Source organism: Caballeronia sp. LjRoot31 (assembly GCF_964253885.1).
GTDB lineage: Bacteria > Pseudomonadota > Gammaproteobacteria > Burkholderiales > Burkholderiaceae > Caballeronia.
The window spans coordinates 293,846-316,813 of sequence record NZ_CAXURX020000004.1; the positions used below are offsets into that span (position 1 = coordinate 293,846).

The 22,968-nt window shown below is 59.0% G+C and carries 24 protein-coding genes and 1 pseudogene; 10 read left to right on the top strand and 15 right to left on the bottom strand.

Annotation, left to right across the window (positions count from 1 at the left end; genetic code table 11):
* Window positions 1-20: 20 nt before the first annotated feature.
* The gene (locus ACSQ8V_RS39280; RefSeq protein ID WP_436209490.1) at window positions 21-788 is read right to left on the bottom strand and encodes a hypothetical protein; all 768 of its coding nucleotides are present in this window, start codon (window positions 786-788) and stop codon (window positions 21-23) included.
* A gap of 518 nt (window positions 789-1,306) precedes the next feature.
* On the opposite strand from ACSQ8V_RS39280, the gene ACSQ8V_RS39285 reads away from it, so the two are divergent.
* The gene (locus ACSQ8V_RS39285) at window positions 1,307-1,933 is read left to right on the top strand and encodes a molybdate ABC transporter substrate-binding protein (protein WP_436209491.1); all 627 of its coding nucleotides are present in this window, start codon (window positions 1,307-1,309) and stop codon (window positions 1,931-1,933) included.
* Between the two features lie 689 nt (window positions 1,934-2,622).
* Here ACSQ8V_RS39285 and ACSQ8V_RS39290 read toward each other — a convergent pair.
* The 8 genes and pseudogenes from ACSQ8V_RS39290 to ACSQ8V_RS39325 form a co-directional block, all read right to left on the bottom strand.
* On the bottom strand, window positions 2,623-3,828 hold the full coding sequence (locus ACSQ8V_RS39290) for an IS91 family transposase (RefSeq protein WP_436209492.1): 1,206 nt from the start codon (window positions 3,826-3,828) through the stop codon (window positions 2,623-2,625).
* An 8-nt stretch (window positions 3,829-3,836) separates the two neighbouring features.
* A complete protein-coding gene (locus tag ACSQ8V_RS39295; protein WP_436209493.1) occupies window positions 3,837-4,715 on the bottom strand; it encodes a tyrosine-type recombinase/integrase in 879 nt (292 codons plus the stop codon).
* A gap of 270 nt (window positions 4,716-4,985) precedes the next feature.
* Window positions 4,986-5,999: a tyrosine-type recombinase/integrase gene (locus tag ACSQ8V_RS39300; protein ID WP_436209494.1), complete on the bottom strand. Its 1,014-nt coding sequence runs from the start codon at window positions 5,997-5,999 to the stop codon at window positions 4,986-4,988.
* Window positions 5,992-6,963 carry a tyrosine-type recombinase/integrase gene (locus tag ACSQ8V_RS39305; protein ID WP_436209495.1) on the bottom strand — a complete coding sequence of 324 codons (972 nt, stop codon included), beginning with the start codon at window positions 6,961-6,963 and terminating at the stop codon, window positions 5,992-5,994. Before ACSQ8V_RS39305 ends, ACSQ8V_RS39300 begins: the two co-directional genes overlap by 8 nt.
* Window positions 6,960-8,213, bottom strand: a complete 1,254-nt coding sequence (locus tag ACSQ8V_RS39310) for a tyrosine-type recombinase/integrase (RefSeq protein WP_436209496.1) — start codon at window positions 8,211-8,213, stop codon at window positions 6,960-6,962. Before ACSQ8V_RS39310 ends, ACSQ8V_RS39305 begins: the two co-directional genes overlap by 4 nt.
* A gap of 280 nt (window positions 8,214-8,493) precedes the next feature.
* Window positions 8,494-9,027 (bottom strand): annotated as a pseudogene (locus ACSQ8V_RS39315) (DNA polymerase Y family protein); the annotation flags it as partial.
* A gap of 3 nt (window positions 9,028-9,030) precedes the next feature.
* Window positions 9,031-9,990, bottom strand: a complete 960-nt coding sequence (locus ACSQ8V_RS39320) for a PD-(D/E)XK nuclease family protein (RefSeq protein WP_436209497.1) — start codon at window positions 9,988-9,990, stop codon at window positions 9,031-9,033.
* A gap of 54 nt (window positions 9,991-10,044) precedes the next feature.
* Window positions 10,045-10,641: a hypothetical protein gene (locus ACSQ8V_RS39325; RefSeq protein ID WP_436209498.1), complete on the bottom strand. Its 597-nt coding sequence runs from the start codon at window positions 10,639-10,641 to the stop codon at window positions 10,045-10,047.
* Between the two features lie 392 nt (window positions 10,642-11,033).
* On the opposite strand from ACSQ8V_RS39325, the gene ACSQ8V_RS39330 reads away from it, so the two are divergent.
* The 3 genes from ACSQ8V_RS39330 to ACSQ8V_RS39340 all read left to right on the top strand — a co-directional run bounded on the left by ACSQ8V_RS39330 (window position 11,034) and on the right by ACSQ8V_RS39340 (window position 13,147).
* A complete protein-coding gene (locus ACSQ8V_RS39330) occupies window positions 11,034-11,498 on the top strand; it encodes a hypothetical protein (RefSeq protein ID WP_436209499.1) in 465 nt (154 codons plus the stop codon).
* A 143-nt stretch (window positions 11,499-11,641) separates the two neighbouring features.
* Window positions 11,642-11,992 (top strand): hypothetical protein, encoded by a 351-nt coding sequence (locus ACSQ8V_RS39335; RefSeq protein WP_436209500.1) that lies wholly within the window; start codon window positions 11,642-11,644, stop codon window positions 11,990-11,992.
* A 552-nt stretch (window positions 11,993-12,544) separates the two neighbouring features.
* Entirely contained in the window at window positions 12,545-13,147 is a 603-nt protein-coding gene (locus ACSQ8V_RS39340) for a hypothetical protein (protein WP_436209501.1), read from the top strand.
* A gap of 776 nt (window positions 13,148-13,923) precedes the next feature.
* On the opposite strand, the gene ACSQ8V_RS39345 is transcribed toward ACSQ8V_RS39340, so the two are convergent.
* The 5 genes from ACSQ8V_RS39345 to ACSQ8V_RS39365 form a co-directional block, all read right to left on the bottom strand.
* On the bottom strand, window positions 13,924-15,672 hold the full coding sequence (locus ACSQ8V_RS39345; protein WP_436209502.1) for a hypothetical protein: 1,749 nt from the start codon (window positions 15,670-15,672) through the stop codon (window positions 13,924-13,926).
* A 75-nt stretch (window positions 15,673-15,747) separates the two neighbouring features.
* Window positions 15,748-16,002: a hypothetical protein gene (locus tag ACSQ8V_RS39350; RefSeq protein WP_436209503.1), complete on the bottom strand. Its 255-nt coding sequence runs from the start codon at window positions 16,000-16,002 to the stop codon at window positions 15,748-15,750.
* 81 nt (window positions 16,003-16,083) lie between these two features.
* Complete coding sequence (locus ACSQ8V_RS39355; protein ID WP_436209504.1) at window positions 16,084-16,680, bottom strand: hypothetical protein; 597 nt, start codon at window positions 16,678-16,680, stop codon at window positions 16,084-16,086.
* A 79-nt stretch (window positions 16,681-16,759) separates the two neighbouring features.
* Window positions 16,760-17,257, bottom strand: a complete 498-nt coding sequence (locus ACSQ8V_RS39360) for a hypothetical protein (protein WP_436209505.1) — start codon at window positions 17,255-17,257, stop codon at window positions 16,760-16,762.
* A 157-nt stretch (window positions 17,258-17,414) separates the two neighbouring features.
* On the bottom strand, window positions 17,415-18,083 hold the full coding sequence (locus ACSQ8V_RS39365; RefSeq protein ID WP_436209506.1) for a hypothetical protein: 669 nt from the start codon (window positions 18,081-18,083) through the stop codon (window positions 17,415-17,417).
* Between the two features lie 632 nt (window positions 18,084-18,715).
* Here ACSQ8V_RS39365 and ACSQ8V_RS39370 point away from each other — a divergent pair.
* The 6 genes from ACSQ8V_RS39370 to ACSQ8V_RS39395 all read left to right on the top strand — a co-directional run bounded on the left by ACSQ8V_RS39370 (window position 18,716) and on the right by ACSQ8V_RS39395 (window position 22,052).
* On the top strand, window positions 18,716-19,480 hold the full coding sequence (locus tag ACSQ8V_RS39370; protein WP_436209507.1) for a hypothetical protein: 765 nt from the start codon (window positions 18,716-18,718) through the stop codon (window positions 19,478-19,480).
* Between the two features lie 52 nt (window positions 19,481-19,532).
* Window positions 19,533-19,781, top strand: a complete 249-nt coding sequence (locus ACSQ8V_RS39375) for a hypothetical protein (RefSeq protein ID WP_165989318.1) — start codon at window positions 19,533-19,535, stop codon at window positions 19,779-19,781.
* Between the two features lie 14 nt (window positions 19,782-19,795).
* Window positions 19,796-20,161, top strand: coding sequence for a hypothetical protein (locus ACSQ8V_RS39380; protein ID WP_436209508.1), 366 nt, complete (start codon window positions 19,796-19,798; stop codon window positions 20,159-20,161).
* A gap of 78 nt (window positions 20,162-20,239) precedes the next feature.
* The gene (locus ACSQ8V_RS39385) at window positions 20,240-20,815 is read left to right on the top strand and encodes a hypothetical protein (RefSeq protein ID WP_436209509.1); all 576 of its coding nucleotides are present in this window, start codon (window positions 20,240-20,242) and stop codon (window positions 20,813-20,815) included.
* A 704-nt stretch (window positions 20,816-21,519) separates the two neighbouring features.
* Window positions 21,520-21,759, top strand: coding sequence for a hypothetical protein (locus tag ACSQ8V_RS39390; protein ID WP_436209510.1), 240 nt, complete (start codon window positions 21,520-21,522; stop codon window positions 21,757-21,759).
* An 86-nt stretch (window positions 21,760-21,845) separates the two neighbouring features.
* Window positions 21,846-22,052 carry a helix-turn-helix transcriptional regulator gene (locus ACSQ8V_RS39395; protein WP_256443297.1) on the top strand — a complete coding sequence of 69 codons (207 nt, stop codon included), beginning with the start codon at window positions 21,846-21,848 and terminating at the stop codon, window positions 22,050-22,052.
* Between the two features lie 92 nt (window positions 22,053-22,144).
* On the opposite strand, the gene ACSQ8V_RS39400 is transcribed toward ACSQ8V_RS39395, so the two are convergent.
* Window positions 22,145-22,675: a hypothetical protein gene (locus tag ACSQ8V_RS39400; protein ID WP_436209511.1), complete on the bottom strand. Its 531-nt coding sequence runs from the start codon at window positions 22,673-22,675 to the stop codon at window positions 22,145-22,147.
* Window positions 22,676-22,968 lie beyond the last annotated feature (293 nt).

Here is a 22,968-nt window from a genome sequence, read left to right on the forward strand (position 1 = left end):
CCGTCCGCAGGAAAGCATTACTAGGTGTTGGCGGCAGCTGATGGGGGGAAGTAAGCTTTTTTGAGAAAAGTTTTTACAACCGACGTGACGAACGCGTGAGCCTCTTCAAGAGTCATTGATGCGGTTTTATTCTGCTTTATAGCCTGCTTGAAACCGTGGCGAGAGTCGAACCCTGATAACGAGAAGTTATTAGCGGTGTTGGTGAAAGCTTTCCGGGTTTTTTCGTCGGTGCCTAAGGCAATGGATTTCGCCGCCGCAAACTGCTCTACCGCTTCTAAAAGCTTGTAATATGAAACCCAGCTGGCTTCCATATTCAGGTATTTGAGAATGAAGTACACGTCTTGATTTTCCGTTGCGAGATGTATCAGGGAAAACTTAAACGAAAGCCTTCTACCATGCTCCTGTTCCTCGTCGATCCGCTGCTGCGAGAATGGAGGCGGTCCTAGCAGTGCTGCTGAGCTTTCCATCGGTTCCCACTTGACCCCTGCAGAAGATCCTTTGTACAGCAACGAAGGAATCGACATCCTCCGGATATTGTAAGTAAGAAGCGCGCTCGCACCGTTGAAAAGGCCAACGAGCTCATACCCCACTTGCCAAACTGTATGCGATTCGGTTTCATCCTGCGCATATAACGTTGACATTCGGAAATCATCGTTGCGGCAATCCAGATAGTGGTCGATACCACCATGAACGCGAAAATATGCGGTTCCCAGCGACTCGGAAAGATCACGCAGTTCGTGGGGGTTCCCGTCGACGACAAACTCCCAGTCCATATAGTTTTCGTTCATGTTTCTTTTTCCGTTATTAAAGTGCTGACGTGCATGGTTTGTCCGCTGAGATGATACCTTTACTCCATTCTGTTGCGGAGCCCGATGTACCATCGGCGGCCGTTTTTGAAAGATTTGAAGGGATGCTAAGGATCGACATGCGCCCGACGCGTCGGGCAGCACGCGGCCAACAAGCGACACTCACTTGCCTCGTTGTTCAGTCGTCGCGACGGCGGCTGCGGGTCGGCTAACGGTCAACTCGCGATCAGGGAAAACGAGCCTGACCAGGCCAGGTTTCGTGCATTAGGGTTCTTGCATACGGAGCGGGTGCTTCATTTTCGCAGGCTGGCGCTCCAGAGAGGCTTGTATCAATGCTCGAACGAACGCGCAGCGACCAACACCGGCAGTCCCCCCACAGGGGCAAACCATGAACACAAAACTTAAGCGCATCAGCCTGAGCACTTTTCTGGCCGGCTCATTGAGTATGTTCGCAGCGATAGTACAAGCAGCCGACATCAAGGTCATTAGCGATAGCCCGGGTGGTCGATCTTTATCGCCGGCAGACACATAACCAGGTCAGCTTGGTGTTCGATCCATCGCCCGTTGTGAAGAAAAGGATTGAAGACGGCGAAGCGGCCGACGTCGTTATCGTTCAGCCGGACTTTGCCGAGGACCTTACGAAATCGGGCAAGGCGAGCGCCGGAGACAGACCAATAGTCGCTCACGTTGGCGTCGGCCTTGGTAACCGCAGAGACAGTCCGGCGTACGACATTTCAACCGTTGAAAAATTCAAGAACACTTTGCTCGGTGCAGACCTCCTTGTCTTTAACAGTGTTAAATCGGGACAGGCATTTGAAAGCACTCTTGAGCGGCTCGGAATTGCAGAAACGCTTAAGCCGAAAATTATACGCACGACGCCCAATGGAATTTTTGAACCTGTACTAAAAGGCAACGGCAACGATATAGTGGCCGGGACGATACCGCTTATCGCGACGACACCCGGCATAAAGTTTCTTGGCCCGCTTCCCGGCAATCTCCAGAGCACTCTTACATACACTGCTGTGCTCATGGCGGACATCTTACAACGCGATACAGCCGAAGGGTTTATCAAGTTCCTGTTGTCACCAGATGCGAGGGCGGCTTTCGCCGAGAACGGTGCGAAGTGAATTAACAGGCCGCCGAGTAAATCAGCGACCGGGGTTAGCTCGATCTTGTCGCAGCGGCGGGCGGAGAGCGATTGGGCACACTCTCCCGCACAAAGCCCGGAGAAAGAAAAGATCCGACACTGTTCACCTTGCAAGGTTTCGGCAAGAGCGAAGTGCGCTGATCGTCAGGCATCATTCCCGATTGCAACGCCGACGAGAAAAACTGCACCTCACTCGCCGACCACGGGCCGCCCGAGGCGGCCGTGCCAACGGCCGGTATGTCCCGAGACCCGCCGTCTAGGCTGCACAGTGTCGAAGGACGGCTACGGGTCGCTATGTAAACCTTTGCATAGGGCAGAGATTTTTTTGGTTGGCGGTCGCGGCAACCAGCGCATCGCCATGTCGTCGGACCTGATCCGCGACCGGTAATCAAAAAAATGTTTGTGCTAAACCGCTCCACAGGCGGTGGCCGCTATGGGCATTGAATGACCGCCGCGGTAATTTGTGAAGTCTTGCAGGGGCGATCACACACGGACTTCCGGCGCGAGTGGGAAACATCACGTGTAAAGGAAGCGCGAATGTGCGCGTGAACCGGCAAATCACCCGCCATTTTGGAGTACCCTGGTGCGCCAGCAGATCGAAGGCACGAGTGCAGCCGCGTTGGCCTCGTCAGGAAAGGCGAACGTGTACGGAAACAGGTGCGATGGCAACTAGCGCGCATGGGTGGGACCTGGCGGGGCTCGTGGAAGGCTGCCGGGCATGTCTTCGATGCGGAGCATGTGTCCCTTGCCACATACGGGGCAGTCGCGCAGTGACTTGCCGGTGAGTCGCTGGTAGCGGTCACGGTAGTCTTCCCCGGGCTCGACTGCGGCAACGGCGGGAGCCTCGACACCGAGCAGCCGCCTGCAGGTGGCGAGCTTGTCGGCACGGTGGCAGTTGGCGAGCCACCCGTAGCTGCGAATGCGCTTGAAGCCGTCAGGTAGCACATGCAGCAGGAAGCGACGGATGAACTCGTCGGCGGTAAGCGTCATGGTTCTTTGTCTGGACTCGTGCCGATAGTCCTTCCAGCGGAACTGCACGGTGTGCCCGTCGAAGGCGAGCAGCCGGTTGTTGGAGATGGCGACGCGGTGGGTGTAGCGGCCCAGGTAATCGAGCACGTGTTCGGCACCGCCAAAGGGTGGCTTGGCGTAGACCACCCACTCCGCCCGTGCCGCGGGTGCAAGCCAGGCTGCGAATTCGACGGGATCGCTCAGGGACTCGAACTGACCGCGCAGGCGCAGCCCGCCGGCGTCGTAAGCGCGGCGCAGCTGTTCGAGAAACAGGCGGCGAAAGAGCCGTGACAGGACCCGCACGGACAGGAAGAAGCCGGGACGGCAGGCGATCCAGCGCTTGCCGTCCGGGGAGATGCCGCCGCCCGGCACAACGCAATGCACATGAGGGTGATGCTGCAGATTCTGTCCCCACGTATGCAGGATCGTGAGGAAGCCGATCTCGGCGCCCAGGTGCTTCGGATCGGCGGCGATCGTGCGCAACGTTTCGGCGCTGGCGCGAAACAGCAGATCGTAGAGCGTCCTCTTGTTCTGGAACGCGAGAGCGGCGATGGATTCGGGAAGCGTGAAGACGACATGGAAATACTCGGTCGAGGGGAGGAGCTCCGCATGCCGGCGTTCGAGCCATTGCGCGCGGGCGAGTGACTGGCACTTCGGACAGTGCCGGTTACGACACGAGTCGTAACTGATGCGCTGATAGCCGCATGCATCGCACTGCTCAAGATGGGCACCAAGCGCTGCGGTACGACACAGCTCGATGGCACTCATCACGCGTCGCTGCACACGACTGAGCCCCCCGGCATGGGATAGCCGGAAACTGGGCCCACACTGGCGGAAAATGTCCGCCACTTCGAGCGCCGGTCGCATGACTGCGCTCAGAAGTACTGGGGCGCAGGTGGCGGGGATGGAATGGGTGCAGGGTGCGGCAGCAGGTCGAAGGGACTGGTGGTGGCGCACACGGTGCTGGTGGCGACCTTCAAGTACCGGGACGTTGTCGAGAGGGACCTGTGGCCCATCAGCAGCTGGATCCGGCGCACGTCAGTACCGGCTTCCAGCAGATGCGTAGCGAACGCGTGTCGCAAAGAATGGGGTGTCACGGGTTTGGTGATGCCGCTGCGCTTGCGTGCAAGCTCGCATGCGTCGCCCACGGCATGGCGGGTGATGGGCCGCCCCGGAATGCTGCCTGGAAAGAGCCATTCCTTCGGATGGGCGTCCTGCCAGTACAGTCTCAGGATCTCGAGCAGCCTGGGCGAGAGCATTACATAGCGATCCTTACGGTTCTTCCCCTGGTTCACACGGATCACCATGCGCTTGCTGTCGATATCAGTGACCTTCAGATGCACGACTTCGGAGACACGCAGTCCGGCGGCGTACGCGGTCATCAGGATGGTGCGGTGCTTGAGACTGGCGACCGACTCGAAGAAGGTGGTGATCTCCTCCAGGCTGAGGACGACTGGCAGTCGGAACGGCTTCTTCGGTAACGGAAAGTCCTCGTCGCTCCAGGGTCGCTTGAGCGTCACACGGTAGAGAAACCGGAGTGCGCCGATCGTTGCGCCGAGACTGGCGGGTGCCAGCTTGCGTTCTTCGCGGAGGTAGATGAGCCAGGCCCGAATCTCCTCGGGACCCAGCAGTTCGGGCGAACGGCGAAAGTGGCGGGCGAAACTGGCTACCTGAATCAGATAGGACTTCTGGGTATTCTCTGCAAGGTTGCGGATCTGCATGTCATGCAGCATGCGTTGGCGCAGTGGCGTCATGGCGAGCCTCCTGGAAGCAGTGGGTGGAATGCCCAACCGGGCGTTCACATACTGCTCCCGGCGATACCACTCACCACCTCGCCGAGGTTCAGCGCCAGACAACCCTCTTCATGAAACGTCAGCCACGAACCTGTGCCTACCTCCCACTACCGCGTCAGCGGTTTAGTACATCGACCCCTATGCTCAGGTCGCAACTATGCGCAGATGGTCATCGTGAGCGAGGCCAGCCCCTTGAGAGGTGCGGTCGGGGCTGGCGCAACCTACGCATAGTTACAGCGTCCTCAGGAATCGAATCAACGCGTCCGGTGCCTGATACCGGCGGATCCTGGCATCGGGCGCCTCCAGCCGACCAAGCGCTTTCTCCTTCATCGCGAGGTCAGCTTCGACGTAGCGATGGGTTGTCATCGGGTTCTCGTGACCGAGCCACAAAGCGATTACGTTGAATGGAACGCCCGCCTGCAACAAGTGCATCGCGGTCGTATGTCTCAAGATGTGCGGTGAGACGCGCTTCTTGAGGAGGCTGGGTTGCTCCACACTCGCACGGCTCACGGCAAGATTTAGGCGTTGCGCGACGTTGGAGCGCGACATTGCCTGCCCATCCCGGTTGGGCAGCAAGGCAGCTTCGCCGCGCATCATTGGATTCGATCGCAACCAACTGCGGATCTCGGCGACGGTGGCGTCCCACAGGGGAATCGATCGCAGCTTGCGTCCTTTGCCGCGCAGGTGCACGCACGCTGCACCGTCGAGGACCACATCGACGACCTGTACTCCGATAATCTCGGAGACACGCGCCCCCGTGTTGTAAAGCATCGTCAATAGCAAGTGATCGCGCCGTGAGGACCAGCTCTCACCCGGCTGGCCGAGTACGGTCACCACCTCCGCACGCGTGAGGTAGTTCAGCATCGGTCGCTCGAAACGCTTCATCGGCACCGCCAGTGCGCGCTCGACGTCGTGCAACGACGCCACGTCGCGGCGGCCGGCGAACTTCAGGAACGCGCGCAGCGCGGTGAGCCGCAAGTTGCGGCTGCGAATTGAGTTCTTCCGATCCTGCTCCAGATAGTCAAGGAAGGCCAGAATCAGATCGGGTTGGATGTCGGCCAGCCGCATCGTGGTCGGCGCCTTGCCAAGCTGACGGCAGGCGAAGTGCAGAAACAGCAGCAAGGCATCCCGGTAACAGGCCACTGTACGCGGACTGAGCGCCCGCTGCGCGACCAGGTACTCCGTAAAGAATGTCTGGACCAGCGCAGCGAACGAAGGCGGCTTCGGGGCTAGGGTCTCACGCATCTTGCACCTCCCGCTTGGCCGTGAACGACGTGAAACGTCCGGCGGCCAGCGCCATCAACTCGGGCACCGCCGAGAGGTACCAGTAGGTGTTGGTAACCATCGTATGTCCGACGTAGGTCGACAGCGACAGCATGGCCTGATCGATGTCCACGCCCTGGGCCTGCCACTGCACGATGCGGCGCACGACGAAGGTATGCCGCAGGTCATGGATGCGTGGGGCATGGTGCGCTCCGCGGTTGCCCCAGCTCAGCTGCTGGCTTAGGTCGCGGAAGACGCGTTGCACCTGACGCTGGCCGAGTGGCAGACCTCGTCGTCGACCGCGGGTGCTGACGAAGAATGGGCCATCTTCCGTCGGCGACCCCTCGGTCAAGTCGCGCTGCCAGCAATACCGGCGCAAAGCATCCACGGTGCTTGGGTGCATAGGAACCTGGCGCGACTTGCCGAACTTGGTCCGGCGGATGGTCAGCATCCCGTCCTTGAGATCAATGTCGCCGTTGCGCAGCGACAGTGCCTCGCCGATCCGTAGCCCCGTGGCGGCGATCAATCCAAACAGCGTTTCGTAGACGGCGCCGCGTAGCCCCGGCGATGGCCCGAGTAGGCGCGAGAGAGCAAGTAGGTCGACGATTTCTTCCTCGCTGAAGATGTGTGGCGCTTGCCGCTCCGGCAACCGTCCGAAGATCGAATCGTCGGGTACCTCGGTGCACGGCTCGAACTGCTGCAGCCAGCGTAGGAACGTGCGCAGCCTCTTAAGCCGTCGCGCCCACGTTCGCGGGTCATTGCTCTCATGGCACTCGCTTCGAGCCCAAACGGCCATGAGTTCCACCGTCAAAGCGCCGCGATGGCGGGTAGCGTGGACATGGCGTGCGAAGCTGCGCAGAACGTAGCCATCATCGGAGAAGCCAAGTTGGCGACGCTCGACCAGAAACTGTTCGACGCGTGCTTGCATAGAAGTCGTCGCGCTCATGCTGCACTCCCCGGCCATGGCAGCGCGACCTCGACCAACTTGCGGCTGTCGAGCTTGGCATAGATCAGAGTCGTGTTCAGCGAGCGGTGACGCAGGACGTCGGCTACTTCCTTCAACGAGGAGCCACCGGCCAGCAAGCGGTTGGCCATTGTGTGGCGCAGCAGATGCGAGCGCGTGTAAGGAAGGCCGGCACGCGCGAAGGCTTGGCGTATCGTCTTGCGCACGAGGTCGGCGCCGGCGGGCTGATCGCGCGGCGCGATATGGCGGACGAAGACGGCCCGATTGGAAGTCCTGGGACGTTCCTGCTCGAGGTAGGCCGCGATGGCTTCACCGGTAGTGGCGGGTAGCGGCAGCATATCCTCGCGGCGTCCCTTGGTGTGCCGCAAGACGAGCGTACCGGCTCGCCAGTCGATATCGTCCAGGTTGAGACGGGCGATCTCGCCGCTGCGCAGTCCGAGGTCGAGCGCACAGCGCACGATGGCGTCGGCTCGTCTCATCGAGCGACCCTGTTGGCCGAGCGATCTGATCAACCGCTCGACCTCTTCCACCGTCAGCGACTTGGGCAACGAGGAGAACGACCAGTTAGCAGGATAGGACACCGCGCCAATCAGTCCGTGGACAAGATCGCCGAGCGAGGCGCGATAGCGGAAGTAGCCGCGCAGCGATGCCACGACCGACCCAGCATTCGCCGGTTTGCTATAGAGCTTCGCTTGTCCAGCGAAGAAACGCCGAACGTGCTCGGGCTTGATCGCGGCGACGTCGACGGCGCCTTCGCCGAAACGGGCCGTCAGCAACCGTCCAACGATGCGCAGGGCTATGCTCCGCGTCTTAGGCGCCAGGCCGCGCACGTGATCCATGTACTCGTCGTAGCGGCGCAGTTCCTCGTCTACCGGTGTTGCACGGTCTGCGGGCACCGCGATGACGCCTTGAGCGCGCAACACCACGAGCAGATGTCCTAGCGCCGCGCTGTGGTCACCCCGATCGCGTTGGATCGCGCCGGGGCACTCGCACTGCGGCAGATGCTCGTCGAGGAACTCAGCGATCAACGCTTCGTCGATCCTTTGCCGCCGACGGTGCCCGAAGTGCGCCCATCGAGCGAAATGCGTGATGCAGCGAAGATAGGTAACGACCGTCTTTACAGCGTACCGGCGTTGCCTCAGGTACTGCTTGAACGCACCAACGCATGGCCCAATCGGGCCGTCGGGGAGATGGTCTATGTCAGTGCTGTGGGAGCGGCGAACGATGCCCATGGTGATCTCCAGAAGTGGGACCACCACTGCATCCGTAGATGAGAACTATGTCCAGATCTTTACCCGTTCGCCTTGCCAACGCTTCACAACACTTGGGTCGGCGTCGTCAGCCACCGACCATCTGCGCATAGTTGCGACCTGAGCATAGGGGTCGATCAGCGACAGTGGCGAACGGCCGAGTCCTCGCAGGAAGTGTCGGCCGCCGGATTTTTGCACGAACTGTGGCAGCAGTTTTTCACTTACCCGGCACAGTTCTCACGTTCTGTGGCATCCATCCGACACCAATCTTCGCGAGCAGTTTGTTTGGCGCGACGCAGATCGAGCAGGACAGCCCTGTCGCATCCGTCACAGCGCCCTTGATGCGCGACGCAACGGCACGGCAATCGCCCACGCCTGGCACGTCCGTCAGATCGATGCAGATTCTCGTCGATGCCTCGGTCCTCGATCCGGTCTGTGAATGCGGCCACAGCCGCCTTGAACAGCCTCGAGTAATGTCGATACGAGTCAAAGTCAGTGGGTTACAGGATCGCGTCGGGTGCCAGCTGCGCAGACTTCATCATCCCCATGGCCGAGAAGTCCCCCGGGGCGCGCGCTTCATACGTTGACGTGGTAACGACACCCCGGTCGGTATAGTCCCGCAGCCGCGCTTACCTGCGACCTCCGTCCGGGCGCGTCTCCGGCGCCGCGCTGTGTCGCCCCACTCCAATTACAACGCCCTGACCTCGCAGGTCGGGATATCGCAGGATCTCGACATGGATGCGTAACACGCGTCCATGTCGAGATGCGCAATCCGCCGCTCCGGTGTTGTACCCATTCCTTACCTGTCGGGGTCGAGGGCGTCGAGAACCTTTCGCCCCAGCTGTCTTGTATTGATAGGTTTCCCGGGACTTCGCTCGAGCGGGATTTCAAGGCGATATGCCCCGTTTACCTTGCGGAGAAGTGGATGCGCGGCAAGCTCGGAATCTGAATCAAGATCGAATACCTTGATCGCATCGGAGCGGTACCGGACGATCAGATATCGAACGCCGTCCAGGCTAACCTCGCGCTGCATGAGGACGTCGTCAGCCTCCGGGTCGGCCACTCGGATCGTCGGTGCGGATGACTGAATAACCCGCTCGAGGAACTGCACAAAAGCTTTCAGCGTGTGTCTGGTGTAGTCCGTCACCGGCTCAATTTCTGCCGATGCCTCGCGGCGCAACAGTTCGCGAATCAGATCCACAACGGTTCGCGGGACACTTGGATCAGCGACACCCCGCCATCGCAACCAGACCTTTGTGTTAGCACCGGATGCGTCAAGCTGCAGGGTATCGAACTCTGTCTGCAACACCCGGGCATCACCAGGTGGCGTGAGGAACACAACAGTGACGGGGCACGGTTCCTCCTGCCTCAACGCCTGCATCACACCCTCAAATTGATCCTTGAGTTGGTCGGCCTGTGCGGCACCGGTCTTTATCTTGTTCTCGATGATAATGTGATGCAGCTTCTTCTGCGTCGACGCGTTATCGAAGATCTGTAAATCTATATCAACGATGCGCGCGACCGTGCCGTCGTATCTGACCTCAAGACCGACTTGAGCGCTTATGGTTCGCCTCTCCAGCACGCATCGAAAGCGCTGAGCGTCGCCACAACCTTGCGCCATTTCCTCAAGAAAGCCGCGCAGAAACGTGTCCCCCAGACCGTGAGGAGCGTGTGGCGTAAGCAGGTACGCCAGGAAGGCGCTCAGATTGGTTTCCGTCAGGCGCCCGCGACCCTCCGACAGCGCATAGAAAATGTTCATGGTTTCATCCAGTTGAACCTGAGCTCAGAAGCGTCGCGTCGACCCGACAGTCAGTTACGGTTGATCCATGCCTGCGGCGAGCCGGGCCTGGCGCGTCAGCGGCGCCGCCACTGACGCGAGATACAGGCAGCGCTGCTCTTCCGCGCTCAGTGGATCTCCGTGATAGATCTTCTCTAGAAGATCCAGAAGGTCGGAGGCGGTACCGTACTCCATGCTGGCATCTTGCATGCGCCGCACTGTGATAGCGTCTTCGTCCTCGAGCCGCAAGGAACTACGAGTCACCGGCACGTCAGCGAGGGAATCACGGATACCTGCCTGCAAGCACGGCAAGAAGCGGGCGCTGGATTCCGATAAAGAAGTATTCGGCACCGCAATTTCCATTAAGGTCGACAGGGCCTGCCGGAACCATTCCGTGTCCGTACCCGACGGCGGAATCGCATGGACGTGAGCAATGTATTGCACCGCGTACGCAATTACTTCATCAGACTCCCGCTGACGACGGACGAAATCCTGATGTTCCTCTGCGATGGTGAGATATTTCCGCGCGAGTGTCTCAACCACATCGCTCGACGCGGCACCGTTCTTCCAGAGCACCGCACGCGCTACTTCCTTGCAGGCGTCGAACAGGTCGACTTCGATCGATTCCGTCATTTTCAATGGTCCTTTTGTGTAGTGCGACAACCGGCGCGGCACCGCGACGCGAGCCGCAGCGGTCATCCCCGCGGACACCTGTTTGTATATACAGTATATCGCTAATCCGGGCACCGCTATCTCGGCGGAACCGGACCTGCTTACGCGTAGCTATCGGTTGCGTATTTTTATCACTCACATCTCCGACACTCAGGCAATTGTTCGCGTAAGCGGATGTCACTTTCAGGAGATATCGAAATGGCCGTAAATTTTCAGCAAAGCAACGAAGCGCTGCGTGAGTTCCTCGGCGCGGCCGGGTATCGCGCGGTCGCCTACGGAGAGATGACGGCGATCGGACGAACGGGCAGGGGGCTTGCGCCGTTGCCCACTTCGCGCCCGAACAGGCGGATGCCGTGCTCGAAAAGTTGTCGGCGCTTGGCGGTCACGCCGTCGCGCGGCCGACATCTGTGCCGGGAAAGTATGTCGTTGCTTTCGAACAGCCCGAACGAAAATCACCGGAATCCAGCACGGTCCAAAGGATCGAGGCTGTTGCCAAGACCGTCGACGGGTTGACGAAGGCGTTGATGCAGGTGCTCGAGATGATCGCTAGTGGCTCTGGCGACGCGAAGGCGCTTGCAGCGACAACCCTACACAGGGCTGGCATGTGGGCCCCTGAAAAGGCAGCACCCGCGCCAGCGGTCGCCGAAGTGCTTCGCGTGCCAGTCAACGTCCTGGGGTCGCTCATCGCGATGGCAAACTCGCACGTTACGGAAATCGAATCAGGTCTCGAGGACGGCACCTACGAAGCCTCAGAAAATCTTGATCTCATGACGAAGCAGGAGGCGATTAAGGTCGCCGAAGAGCTTTACCGATTCTGACCCATTGCGCACAAGCAGTATTGTCCTTGCCTAACCCACACCCCGCTCATCTCTGATGCAGCGGGGTTTTTTTTGTCGCTCCATTCCGTCTGCTTTGCTCACTACTCGCCTGAACCGGGCTTACTCATCAAGGAGATTTGACGATGGAAAAAACTACGTTTGAGATGGTGCCGGAGAACGTCCGCCGGGCCATCGCTTTCGCATTGGGACGGCTGACTGAGATATACGACGGGATCACCCGTGCTGCAGACCTTGAAAAACGCATCGGTCAGGCGGGACGCTATCAGGCTGACACTTTCGTCAATCGACGTCGAGAGATCCAGAGCGCACACGCGACGCTCGCCGAGTTTCGGAAGCTTGCACCATCACACGGCGTCGAACCTGAAGCCTTCATAGGCTTCCTGGGAGGAGAACCTGACCTCACACCTTCCTCGGAAGCTCAAGCATGGCTCGATGATCCGCGCGGCCCGGTCATTGGAAAGACGGCCAGCTAAAGGATCACTCAGTAAACAAGCCTCATCAACCACGTCATTTCATATGATAAACGTCACCAAACTATTGATCTACGCCGGTATAGCGTTTGTACTTTCCGCATGCGCTGCCTCTCAACAGGTTCGAAGTCCGGGCTATCGGTCGACTATAGTCGTCGACGAACGGCCCGGAAACGAAGGAGACTTCGTCCTTTGCAAGGACGGGCGCGTTTTAGTCTTCCCCGCTTCACACCCTGTAACCTGCTCCTGACCTATCGGTCTGGCAATCAACAAGCCCGCACTCGTCTGAGTCGCGGGCTTTTTTAACACTCTCCAACCTGCTGGGCGGCCAGAAACGTAGTGCGGCTCACATATTTTCCGTCCACACATCTCCTGCGCTTAGATTCTTGCCCACATGTCGTGGGCTTACACAAGGAGAGTTATTCGATGGAAACGAAGACGTATCAACCAGGTGTAATACAAGCGGATGACTTGTCGTGGGACTTCGTTTGTGCGTATTTCGGACTCGACAGCAGCTTTCAGTATTCAGAACTACAACGCGACGAGTACTACAGATTGATCGAGCAGGATCAGGAGTCCATGCATCCGTTTGAGCGTGGAAGTGCGGACGTTGCGAAGGCACCGAAACAAAGGCCATTCTTCGGCATCTGGTCGGACGTGTTCTGGCCGTGGTACGGTGGTCAACCGCTCTGTCGTGTGGTGATCGATGTGGCGCACGATATGTTGATTGCTGCTCAGGTGCTCAATGGACGGAAGTGGGAGGATCTCTCGGAGCAGGAATGCATCGACGTGGCCCAATCGTTGTTCGATGAACACGATGTAAGTGCGGATCCCGTAGGGAATGGCTTTTCCGCGGTCAAGGCGATTCCGCAATGGGCAGAGGTCAGAAAGGTAATGGTATCGCGGCAGTCCCGGTCTGTAGCGGCCGCAACGGCCGCGATCAAAGAGCACGCAAACGCTCTTGGGATCGAAGGTGATTCCGCGATCCAGATCTGGCACCTCGTCGCATCGCTCCAGGAATACTGTGCAGCAAACGCCGTCGACCTGGATGCGCAACTTGCGGATGTTCGCAAGCAGATCGCGGCGGGTGAAATCGAATCGCCCCTGTTGGTCGAAAGCCAACGAAAGCAGGCGCGCGAGCGCCCACTGTCGTCGTGAATGTAACCCATCAATCGCACCCACGCCCGCCCAACCTCACGGTTGTGGCGGGCTGTTTTGTCTGTCGAGTATGATGCAACGATCCGGCCCGTCGATAAAATTGCGGCCAGAATACCAACCTTGCGTAGCGACATAACACTGCCCTATGAAGACAGCATTGATAGTATTTGCTGCGGCCTTTGCCGCGTGTTTTGCTCCAGTCGGGTGCGCCTATGCGCAAGATGATACGGCGAATCGAGCGTTTATCCATTCGCTCGGACAGGTTGATCCTGATACGGCCAATTATTTGGCGTTGGCCAATCACTCACTGGCAGTTCGCTGTGGTCGGCCGCCGACTGTGCGGTATCTCAGGAAGATCGCCCAGGACCACGTCCCGACGATCGTGCCGGACGGCCACGCATCGGATCGAGCTCAGGTCGCCGATCTGTCATGCGAGGGTCAGCCTGACGCGGCCAACTGAACAACTCTCTTTCCAGGAGGGGAACTCGGCGCTTGTGGCGACCCGTTTGGCTGCCGAAATCAATGCATCACCATAGGAGGACCGCAATGGCAGCCAAGAAGCGCACCTCTTTGGACGTGAAGGATCAGACCGAGACTTTGCAGTCTTGAGGCAGAGACCCTGCGCGCAGCAGAGGTAGAAGAAATTCTTGCGGGCGTCCAAGCCAAAGTTGCAGAATACGGCCTTACCGAGCAGGAGCTGCTTGGGCGAAAGCACGACGCGCGAGAGAAGCGGAGCGTGCCCGCGAAGCCGGCGAGTGTAGCCAGGTACATCTGGCTCAGATGAGCGAGCGGACCTCGTCAATGATAGTTTTAGCGAGAGTGTCCATCGAGTGCGTGAGATGGGGAAGGCGTCCGAGCCGTTTTAGCATCGCCGCATAAGGCACGACATACGCGTCCGCGCTCTTTGCTATCAGAACGGTAGCGATCTCGACCCCCATCTCAAGCGCGTCCGCATACAAGGCGCTTACCTGCTCCATGTTCGGCGTGCGGCCATCCAGTACCACGATGATCAGGCGCCGATCCTCCTCCCGGTCGACCATGTCAACCAACACGGATCTCAGCGCAGGGGCGAGATCAGTATTTCCGCCCAGCTGAGGAATCGCGGTTGCTGTGTGTGAGACGCGCTTCCAGCTTTCGTCAAACCGCTTGATTGTGCAGAATCTTGAATTGAAGACGGTCGCCGCAAAGGGCACTTCGTGCGCCTCGAGCACCTCCGCCAGGGCAACGAGCGCTCCGCCGGCGGCATTGATCGGAACGAACCCGTCAACTGACTTCGCAGTCATGCTGCCTGATACGTCGACGAGTAGCGTAGCACAGGCGTTTATGCCATCTTCGTCACGGCGGCGCCGGAATACTCGAGTGTCGAGCACTGCGAGACGGTGCAGGCGCTTCATGCTGAGCCTTCGGCCGACAAGCCCGACATGATCATTGGTCTCTCGTCTGGATTCCAGGAGCGCCTCGAGATCTCGGCCAAGTCTGGCGCGGATCACGGTCGCGGTCGTAATCCACGACGGCGGTATTGGTTTCGTGGGCGCGCTGGCCGACGACTGGCTCTGCACATGGTTTTGAGGTGGTAGGGCACTCACAGCGTCCTGCAACGCCTCGCCGACTATGTCTCCAATGTCCGACTGTCGAACGTCTTGTTGCACGAGCACCGAAAGAGCAAAGCGTTGCTCTCTCGCCTCTGCGCCTGTCGGAGCCGTGACGTTGGGCGTCTGGCCAGATGCGTCTTCGGCTGGCGTACCGTCATTCTGGCCCTCGGTGACGTCAGCAGCGAGGTCGTCGCTCGGATCCGCACCACCATCATCCAACGGGTCCCCTCCGTCGCCACCATCGGTTGAGGCAGCAGCGTGATCGCCCTGGCAACTCCGCGCTGCGGCGAGGTCTGAGAAGAGCAGCATGGCCTCGTCGACAAGCTGGATGACCTGCCTCGTCGAGTTTGCAGCCCATGCACGTTGTGTGATGTCTTTAAGCTGTAACCAGGCGGACGGGCACTGGGTACGGGCCCAGCCGTCATACGCCCTTGCGAGGTTCAGGAGTGGCTGCCCCTGACCGGGCAAGAGCGCCGCGCGCCCGACGCATAGCATGGCATCAACGAGCGTCTGCGCTGGCAGCGCCTTGCCGATCTCGCCGAGGCGGCCGAAGAACCCTTGTTGTTCGAGCAGCTCGACGGTCCTCGCGAGATTTCGTGCGATTCCGGGGTAGACCTCGGCGGCAAGGCGCTCTACCCGAAGATCCTCCAGGACGCTCAGAATCGAGCGTTTAAGCGGCCCAGCCGTGGCGGCGCAGGAATCGTAAGCGTCGAAGTCGGTGTGGCGCGCGTGCCCGGCCGCAAGATGGTCGATGACGCCCTCAAGCAGTTCGGAAATATGCGAGGTGCCCCCCGGCAGAACTGCTCCGACCCACGTCGCCGGAAGCGTGAGGGTCTCCCGGGTCACACTCGCGACACGTGTTTTGGAGTCGACCACGACATCCAGGTTGTGACGATTTCCAAGCAGGCGGGCTAGCAGGAGCAGGTTGCGCATCAGGGCACTGCCTCAAAAAAATTTCCCGCCTGCACACAGTGCAAGCGGGATGTGAGAATAGGGACTGGTGAGCACTTAGGCGTCGCCATCCAAGCCGCAGTAACAGCAATAACATCGGCCTTCTCCGTGGTAGCCGGAATCTTCGCCACCATGGGCGATTCCGGTATATGCCCAGCTATGGCGGCAGGTGAATTGCTCCATATCGGTGGCTACTCCAGGATCACGTACGAAAAGTAGCGCGTCGACCGCACGGTAGTGCAGGTTTCCACGCGCTCGGCGGTAGACAACATTGGTTGTCGCAAACTCAAGCAGTTCATCGGGTGTGCGCATGATTTTTCTCCATCAGAAGAAGTTGAACGGTAGGGCTATGCGCTCGATATGCCTGAGGAAAAAATAAGCGACAGCAGGTAGCTACGCAGCCCGCTTGATGTGCTTCTGCATGACCTTGACGAGGACCTTGGCGTGGCCGGTGACTACCCACGTTCCGCCCAGAAGGCCGTAATCCTTCTTCCAGGCGAGCGGATACCACAAGATTCCTACGCCGCCGGCGTTACCGGCGTTGAAGGCGATCTGTGCGACGTGGCTGGCAGGCGTTGCGGAGACGTCGCGTCCAAAACTCAGCGTCGTTCCGCGCAGCAGCCTGTGCGACATGGTCACGCTACGCACCGACTTGATCTCGATTACAAACCGGAAGTGAGGTGCCGTAATGACGGCATCGCAGTCACCGTTTGCTGTCATGACATTGCGCCGCATTTCCCAGCCGGCAGGCAGACGGGCTTCGAGCGCATTCAGCGAACGCTCTTCTGTGTACTTGCCAAACCAGCGGTGATAGCCGCGCTGCGCTCTCCAGTAGCCAAAGACTGCCACGAGGACCGCGGCCGGGCCATATTTGAGCGGGCTCACCAACTGGGTCCGAACGAGGATTAACACAGCGCCGATGGAGATGATCATCATCAGCGCGCCGAGTTGCATGTCGCGACGCCACGGGGTGAATTGCTTTGATGTCATGTTTGATCTCGGGACAGAAAGAAAAAAAACCACACCTCAGGAGGTGTGGTTTGTGGATTGCGGTCGCTCGAACGGCCTATTAGAACGGAATATCTTCATCTTCGAGGGGAGCACCTGCCGGCTGACCAGCGCCTTCGCTTGCCGGTATGCCATCGCCTTCACCAGTCGGGGTGTCTGCTTGCGACTGAAATTCCGAGACGCTCACCGACAGATAACGACCAGCACGATCACTCGTTTTCAGCCACGCGGCGAGACGCAGACGCTCGTTGCCATCGCGGTCAAGATCAACGGAGCCGGTGTAGTCAGGCTGCTTCTCCGAGTCCTTCTTCTCGTTAAGGAAGAGGGCCGCGTTGTAGTACGTGTTGTCGAGTCCTGTGCGGTCGATAAACACGAGACGGATGTACTGCTTTCCGGCAGACGACAGCGCTTTGATACCGATGATCTGGATCTTGTCCGCGGCGTCGCGTTCGCTTCCGTTGCCGTTGTAGTCCGCGCGCACCTTCTCGTCTTTCGACTTGTTGAAGGTGATGCCGTCAGTGGTGTTCTTGAACAGCGAAAAGTTGAATGTCTTCTTCATGGTGTAACTCCTGAGAATCAGCACTAGGGAGCTGAAGGGTTAGATGACCTAGTGGCTGAGATGGCGTTTCAAAAAATATCTGTGGCCTGCGTCGCGCCACACTGAGAAATACGCACTACTTACCGCAAAAACCTGCACCACATGCTCTTCGCGTAGGTCAGCACTCGAATACCCATCCGTCCCACAACATGGTGTGCTTGTCGACCCGCAGGCTGTAGCCCAGACTGCGAATGGCCTGGACGGCACTACGGATACGCTCTTCGCCTTCCAGATCCGGCCGCATCCGCGCGATCAAGGTGCGAGGCCGATCTCGTCGAATGCTCGCGATCACCAGCGCGATCTCTGCGGCCATCCCGGATGCCTCCACGAACACGACATCGGGCTTCACGCGCTGAACGAGGCGCTCGGCGGACTCTAGCCACGGGGCGGACAGGTCAGAATCGGCCAGGCGGGGGGTACGTTCGATGTAGGCCGCGTCATAGCCACCGCCCGGCAGCACAAGATTCACCGGCCCGGATTGATGACTCGGCACCACAGCCCAACCGGGATGCAAGTCAATCCGACACCCCCGATTCACATCAAGATTGCTTTGCGCTACGTGGCAAAGAAGGGGAGACGGTTCGTACGCTTCGACGCGCGCACCCAGTGTGGCGGCCCACAGAGACCACGCTGCGGATCCGGCGCCGATGTCCAGCACTGTTTGACCCGGTTCCAGGATCTCGGCGGCCAGGCCAAACTCAGTCTGTTCAAATGGCCGGACGCCCAGGAGCGTTTCTCTGGTATGGCAATCCATATGTGGCGAGACGATCAGCTGAAGTTCGCCCATGGGGCCCAGTGTTACCGTGTGTTCGGCTGGCGAGAGCCGGCCTGTTGGTCGTCCGGCGTCGTCTCGCATCGGGGCCGCGCTCATGAATGCCATCGGTGATAGTCTTGAGGATAGTATCTTAGTAAGATTTATAATCATCCTATAGGATTTCAACCGGCGTAAATTATTGTCCGTAGTAACGCTGTACAAGGTGGTCTCGGCGCGCGGTCGCTCTCCCCGGGGTTGAGTTATTCCTCGACGGGCTCGATTATTTCGCCGTGAAATTTGGTGATATAAATGGCAAACCGGTCAGATAGCCACGGTAATATTTCGGGAAAAATATTTAACAGTGATGTCGAAAAATCCTGATGTCAGGGTAAAAATCTGCGCAAGAAATACGTTGCGTTGGGCGAAGTAATATTTTGTAAGGATTGAAATTTAAGAACGGCGGGGAATTAGTTTGTAACTGCGTAGCAAATAACTCTAAATTTTTCTCCAGAATCTCCGATAAGCGTTGGTAAGCAGGCACTGTTTTTCCGCTTGCCACGATCAAGACCAGATCATCGCCGGCGGGGTCAAAAAGCGGGCAGCACACACTGCCCGCCGCATCGACGCCGCTCCACACAGCGTTTGTGAGAAAAAGAAGAAGCTTTATGGCTACGAGAGTCTTACTTCCGGTCGTCAGCGCGCGCAGCAAGGAAGAGCAGTCAATCCAGGCAACGGTGGTTTTCTGCAGCAACCCTACTGACGGTGCAACGAAGGTTTACCCAATTCATCTTTTCGCTGCAGGCGGGGCAGAAGTGATCCTCGGCCTCGTCGACGGTATCGCCGGCGCATTAAACGCGGTCGGACGTCCGCGGGCGAATAGCGCGAAAGGTTTGAAAGAAATTCGGGAGGCCTTCTGCGTCGCGGCCCAGGCGCATACCCACTCGGATGAATCTCTCCTGAATTCGCCGATATCAGACGCGCTGGAGTTGATCCTCGACATTTACGGGCCGGTGGGAGAGGGGGTCTATGTATTCGATGGTGCGGGCCGGTTCGCTGCGCGTCGCTCGATCCTGAGCGAGTACGATCCGGCTCCGGCTGGCGATACAGAGTTCCTTGCCATCCTGACAAACGCCGGACTGGTGGACCGGTTCCTGAGCGTGCGTGAGGATGCGTGCCGCACCGAAGTTGACGCGCTTAGTGCGGGCCGCCGCGTAACGTCAGCGTTGCGGCAGCGCCTGCTGTCGGTTCTGGTTGACTCACATACCCTATCGCCGGCGAGCTTGTCGTTTCCCAGTTCTGAGGTTCTGGCGCGGCTGGACATCCAGATGAGAAGACCAATTAAAAGGCTGGACCATCCCGACAAGGCCGCAAGTGCGGTTGGCGATGTCCGGGTGGCAGGCTCTGCCGCCGCGGTTTCAGCTGACTGGTGAAAAAAGTTTGGTGAGTGCGCATTGCGCACGAAAGACAGGATAGAGCTTTGCCATGGATGAAGAAAAGAGTGTCGACCAGATGATGGATCTTGGCCATGCCGCGATGAAGGAGGTCTTGCAGCAGTTGCGCACCGTGCGCCGGCCCGACGCCGGAGCGCTGCTGCAGTCAATCGCGATCTCGTCTATCACCGCGCTGCGCTTGAACTTCGGCGACCAATATACGGCTGACTTTCTTCGACAGGCGCTTGACGCAATCGAGCAGCACAGCCTCGCACAACGCCACGCGACGCACTCGCATTAGGCGGATCTCCGCTGATGCGCCAGAACATCTCTCGCCGGCGTCGTTACCGTCCTTTCAGTCTCACGTCGATGTACGAGCGCGCCCTTGCGCGCGACTTGGCGCTGGAGAACGGCAAGATCGGCCAGCTCGTTGAAGACGAACTCAGTTTCCTCGCGGACACGCATGCAGGCGTGACTTATTCCCTGTTCGAACGGGCAAGACGGCAGAAACTCTGCATCGTTATACAGAAAAAGCTCAAAACGGCAGATGGCCCATCAGACTACGCGTCTGCGATTCTGACCAATGCCGAGGCGGGGTTCGTCCTGGGACTTTTCGCTGAGTCAGAACGACGGGCACACGTCCGGAAGAACAGCGAGTCCGCACCCCCCCAGAAGCGATGACGGATCGCCCGAAGAATAAAATCATGGTGGTGTTTGAGCGCACAATCGCTTCAACCTGTTTGATTACAAATCAACGCCATGCCTAAAGTTGCCTTGCTGTCGTCTGTCACAGGCGATGTCCAACATCAGAAGCTGCTGCTCGCTCCCGAAGGGTGTAGCAATCCTGAAGCCGAAATCAACCGGATACTTTTGGGCCTTGCTGCGGATGCGCCTCATTTCAGCTGGCAACAGGCCAGTGAAACGCTCCGCGGCGCCGGCTTTACGCCGCTTGACGATATCGTGGAAGTGTCCCGCGCGTGGGATGAGTCCCGCTGTGGCAACGCAATGACTTTTGCGGTAGTTTTTCCGGGCGATGCCGGACACGAACATGCAGGCAAATCAGTAATGGCGAGCACCTGGCACGCTTGCGAAGGAGGGACCATCACGCTGGTCGACGAGTACGGCCAATGTCTGATGGCAGATGACCGTCTGTGGAAACACGGCGCCGAGGGAAGAGAGCAGGTGCCGCTTGGCATCGTACACCTGCCTTCCGAGCAATTTGCCAGCGCTACCCAACACGCGGCAGCGGTCCGCCTGCTAACGGAAAGTGGCTTTAGCGTAGCGACCGCGTCGCAGGACGTTTCTAGCGGCGCGACCGAGTCGATAACGCAATGAAGCTTCAGGACGGATTGCGGCGAGCTTCCAGCGCGCCAGCGCCACCTGGCCGCACGGGAGGGAGAAGCCGCGTAGTCGAAACAGCTGAAGTCGCACAGTGGCTTGGCCGGTACCGCGGGCACACCCATACAGCCTACAGGCGCGAAAGCACCCGCTTCATCGAGTTTATAAGCGCGAGCGGCTTCCAGGGCGGCCTTCTCGGTGCGACGCCTGCTGTCTTCAAACAGTACGCACAGTCCAGGCCGACTGAGAAGCTAGGCTGTTACGGGCTACAAGTTCTGCGTTCCCTCTATGCAACCCTGTGTGAACAAGGATTGATCAAGACGAATCCGGTTCCGCTGGCCAAGAGCACCCCGCACCCAAAACGGGTCGCGCAGCACAAGCATTTTACGCGGACCGAGCTCACAACGATCGGCGAGGTAATTGACGCGCTTGCTAGTGAGCCGGGAGGGCATCGGCGTTCTTACTCCACGAGGCGTTGGATATTCTGGCTGCTCGCTTACACTGGAGCGCAGCGCGAGGAAATCGCTGCCAGCTCGCGTCGCCCGGCGCTGAGGATGAGCGATCTGCATTGCTTCAAGATGGGAGAGGGTGCGTCTGCCGCGCCGGGCTGGATACTGGATGTTCGGGACAGAGCCGGCACGCTAAGACACATCCGCCTATGTCCATCTCTGATTGACGAGCTCGTAAGGTATAGGCAGTCCTTGGCGCTCAACTGGCATCCGCGGCCGGCGGAAGAAACGCCATTAATTGTCGGCAATGGATGGAAACCTATGGGCGCCCAGGGTATCTATACGAACGTGCAGGCAATGTTTGGAACCGTCGCCAGTTACCTGCGCGCGAAGAAGCGAGAGCCTCGCCTTGTTGCCCGCCTCGAGGAGGCGACACCTTACTGGCTCACGAGATCCATCCGCGCGCTTGCGACGCCCGAGATCGAATGTTAGCGCGCCGGCGGACGCTTGCGAGTCGGGTTCTGTCGCGCGGCGCCGCGAATTGACTCATTGGGAATCTTGCGATGAACCTCGCTGGAATGCTTCGGGCAAGGCGTGAAGAGCTGAGATTGACTCTCCAGGAGGTTGCGCTTGAAGTCGGCATCTCCAAAGGTCATCTCAGTGGTATCGAGTCCGGCCGCTATCGGGACATCCGTCTTGCAACAGCCGCCAGGCTCGCAAAAGCGCTGAAGCTTGACCTGCAGAAACTCGCCGACGTTGTATTGGCCGACGCTGCCAGCCGGTAAGAAGTCGCGGGGCAACGCGCATTGGGTGGATGACTAAATATTCCATACCGAACGCTTCAACAGATAATGCTCTGACAAAGCGGAACTTGTGATCACGCTGCCTGGACAGGTGCGGTCGCGAAGGAGTCCTCCGTTGCCAATGTCGCAAGCGGTTCTTGCCCCCGCGCTGCCTTGATCGCCAGCACGCGGTCAATAGGGACGCCCGCTCGGACAAGCGAGGCTCCAAACCATTGCAGGAACGCGTCATTGCCAAGGCACTCTTTCAGGTCATCAAAAGCTGCGACCGCAGGGTAGCCGCGAGTAACATTAAACTCCGTGCGCATCACGACATCCGTTCCAGTGGCGCGGTAATCGACCTTGAAAATCACCACGTCATGATCCAGAAGTGCCCCGCTATCAACCGTGCCTGCCCGCAGCCGTGCGGCCCTGCGGTCCTTACGGTTTGGTGGCATATTGGCCTTGCGCCAGTCGTTCGCCACGTCGGGCTTTACAACTGATGCCATTGCCCGGAAAAGATACGACTTGTCGATCGGTTTGCGGAAATCGTTCTCGAACTGCGCCTGCTCGAGTACCGTAACGATCGCGGCGCCGTCAGCGGGATCGTCGATCGCGACGACGACCACAAACCACGCGCAATCGCTCTCCGAATACACAAGAACGTGCCCCCGACGTTTCAGGTTGCGTTCGGCGTTGGTCAGCCATATCGCTCGCCCCGCGTGCAAAAGGTCTAGCAGCTGGATTGCGGTCATCGTGGTCCGCGAACCAAGGCGCTTGAGCGCGTGCTCGTCGTCTGGGTAGTGGAAGCGTTGGGCGACGCGTACAGACGGTGCGGTAGACATGAGTCGCATGGGAAAAGGTGGCAGGTCCAGACAGATTACCGCGCCACTTGCCGGCTGAAAAGCGGTTCGGAGGTTGG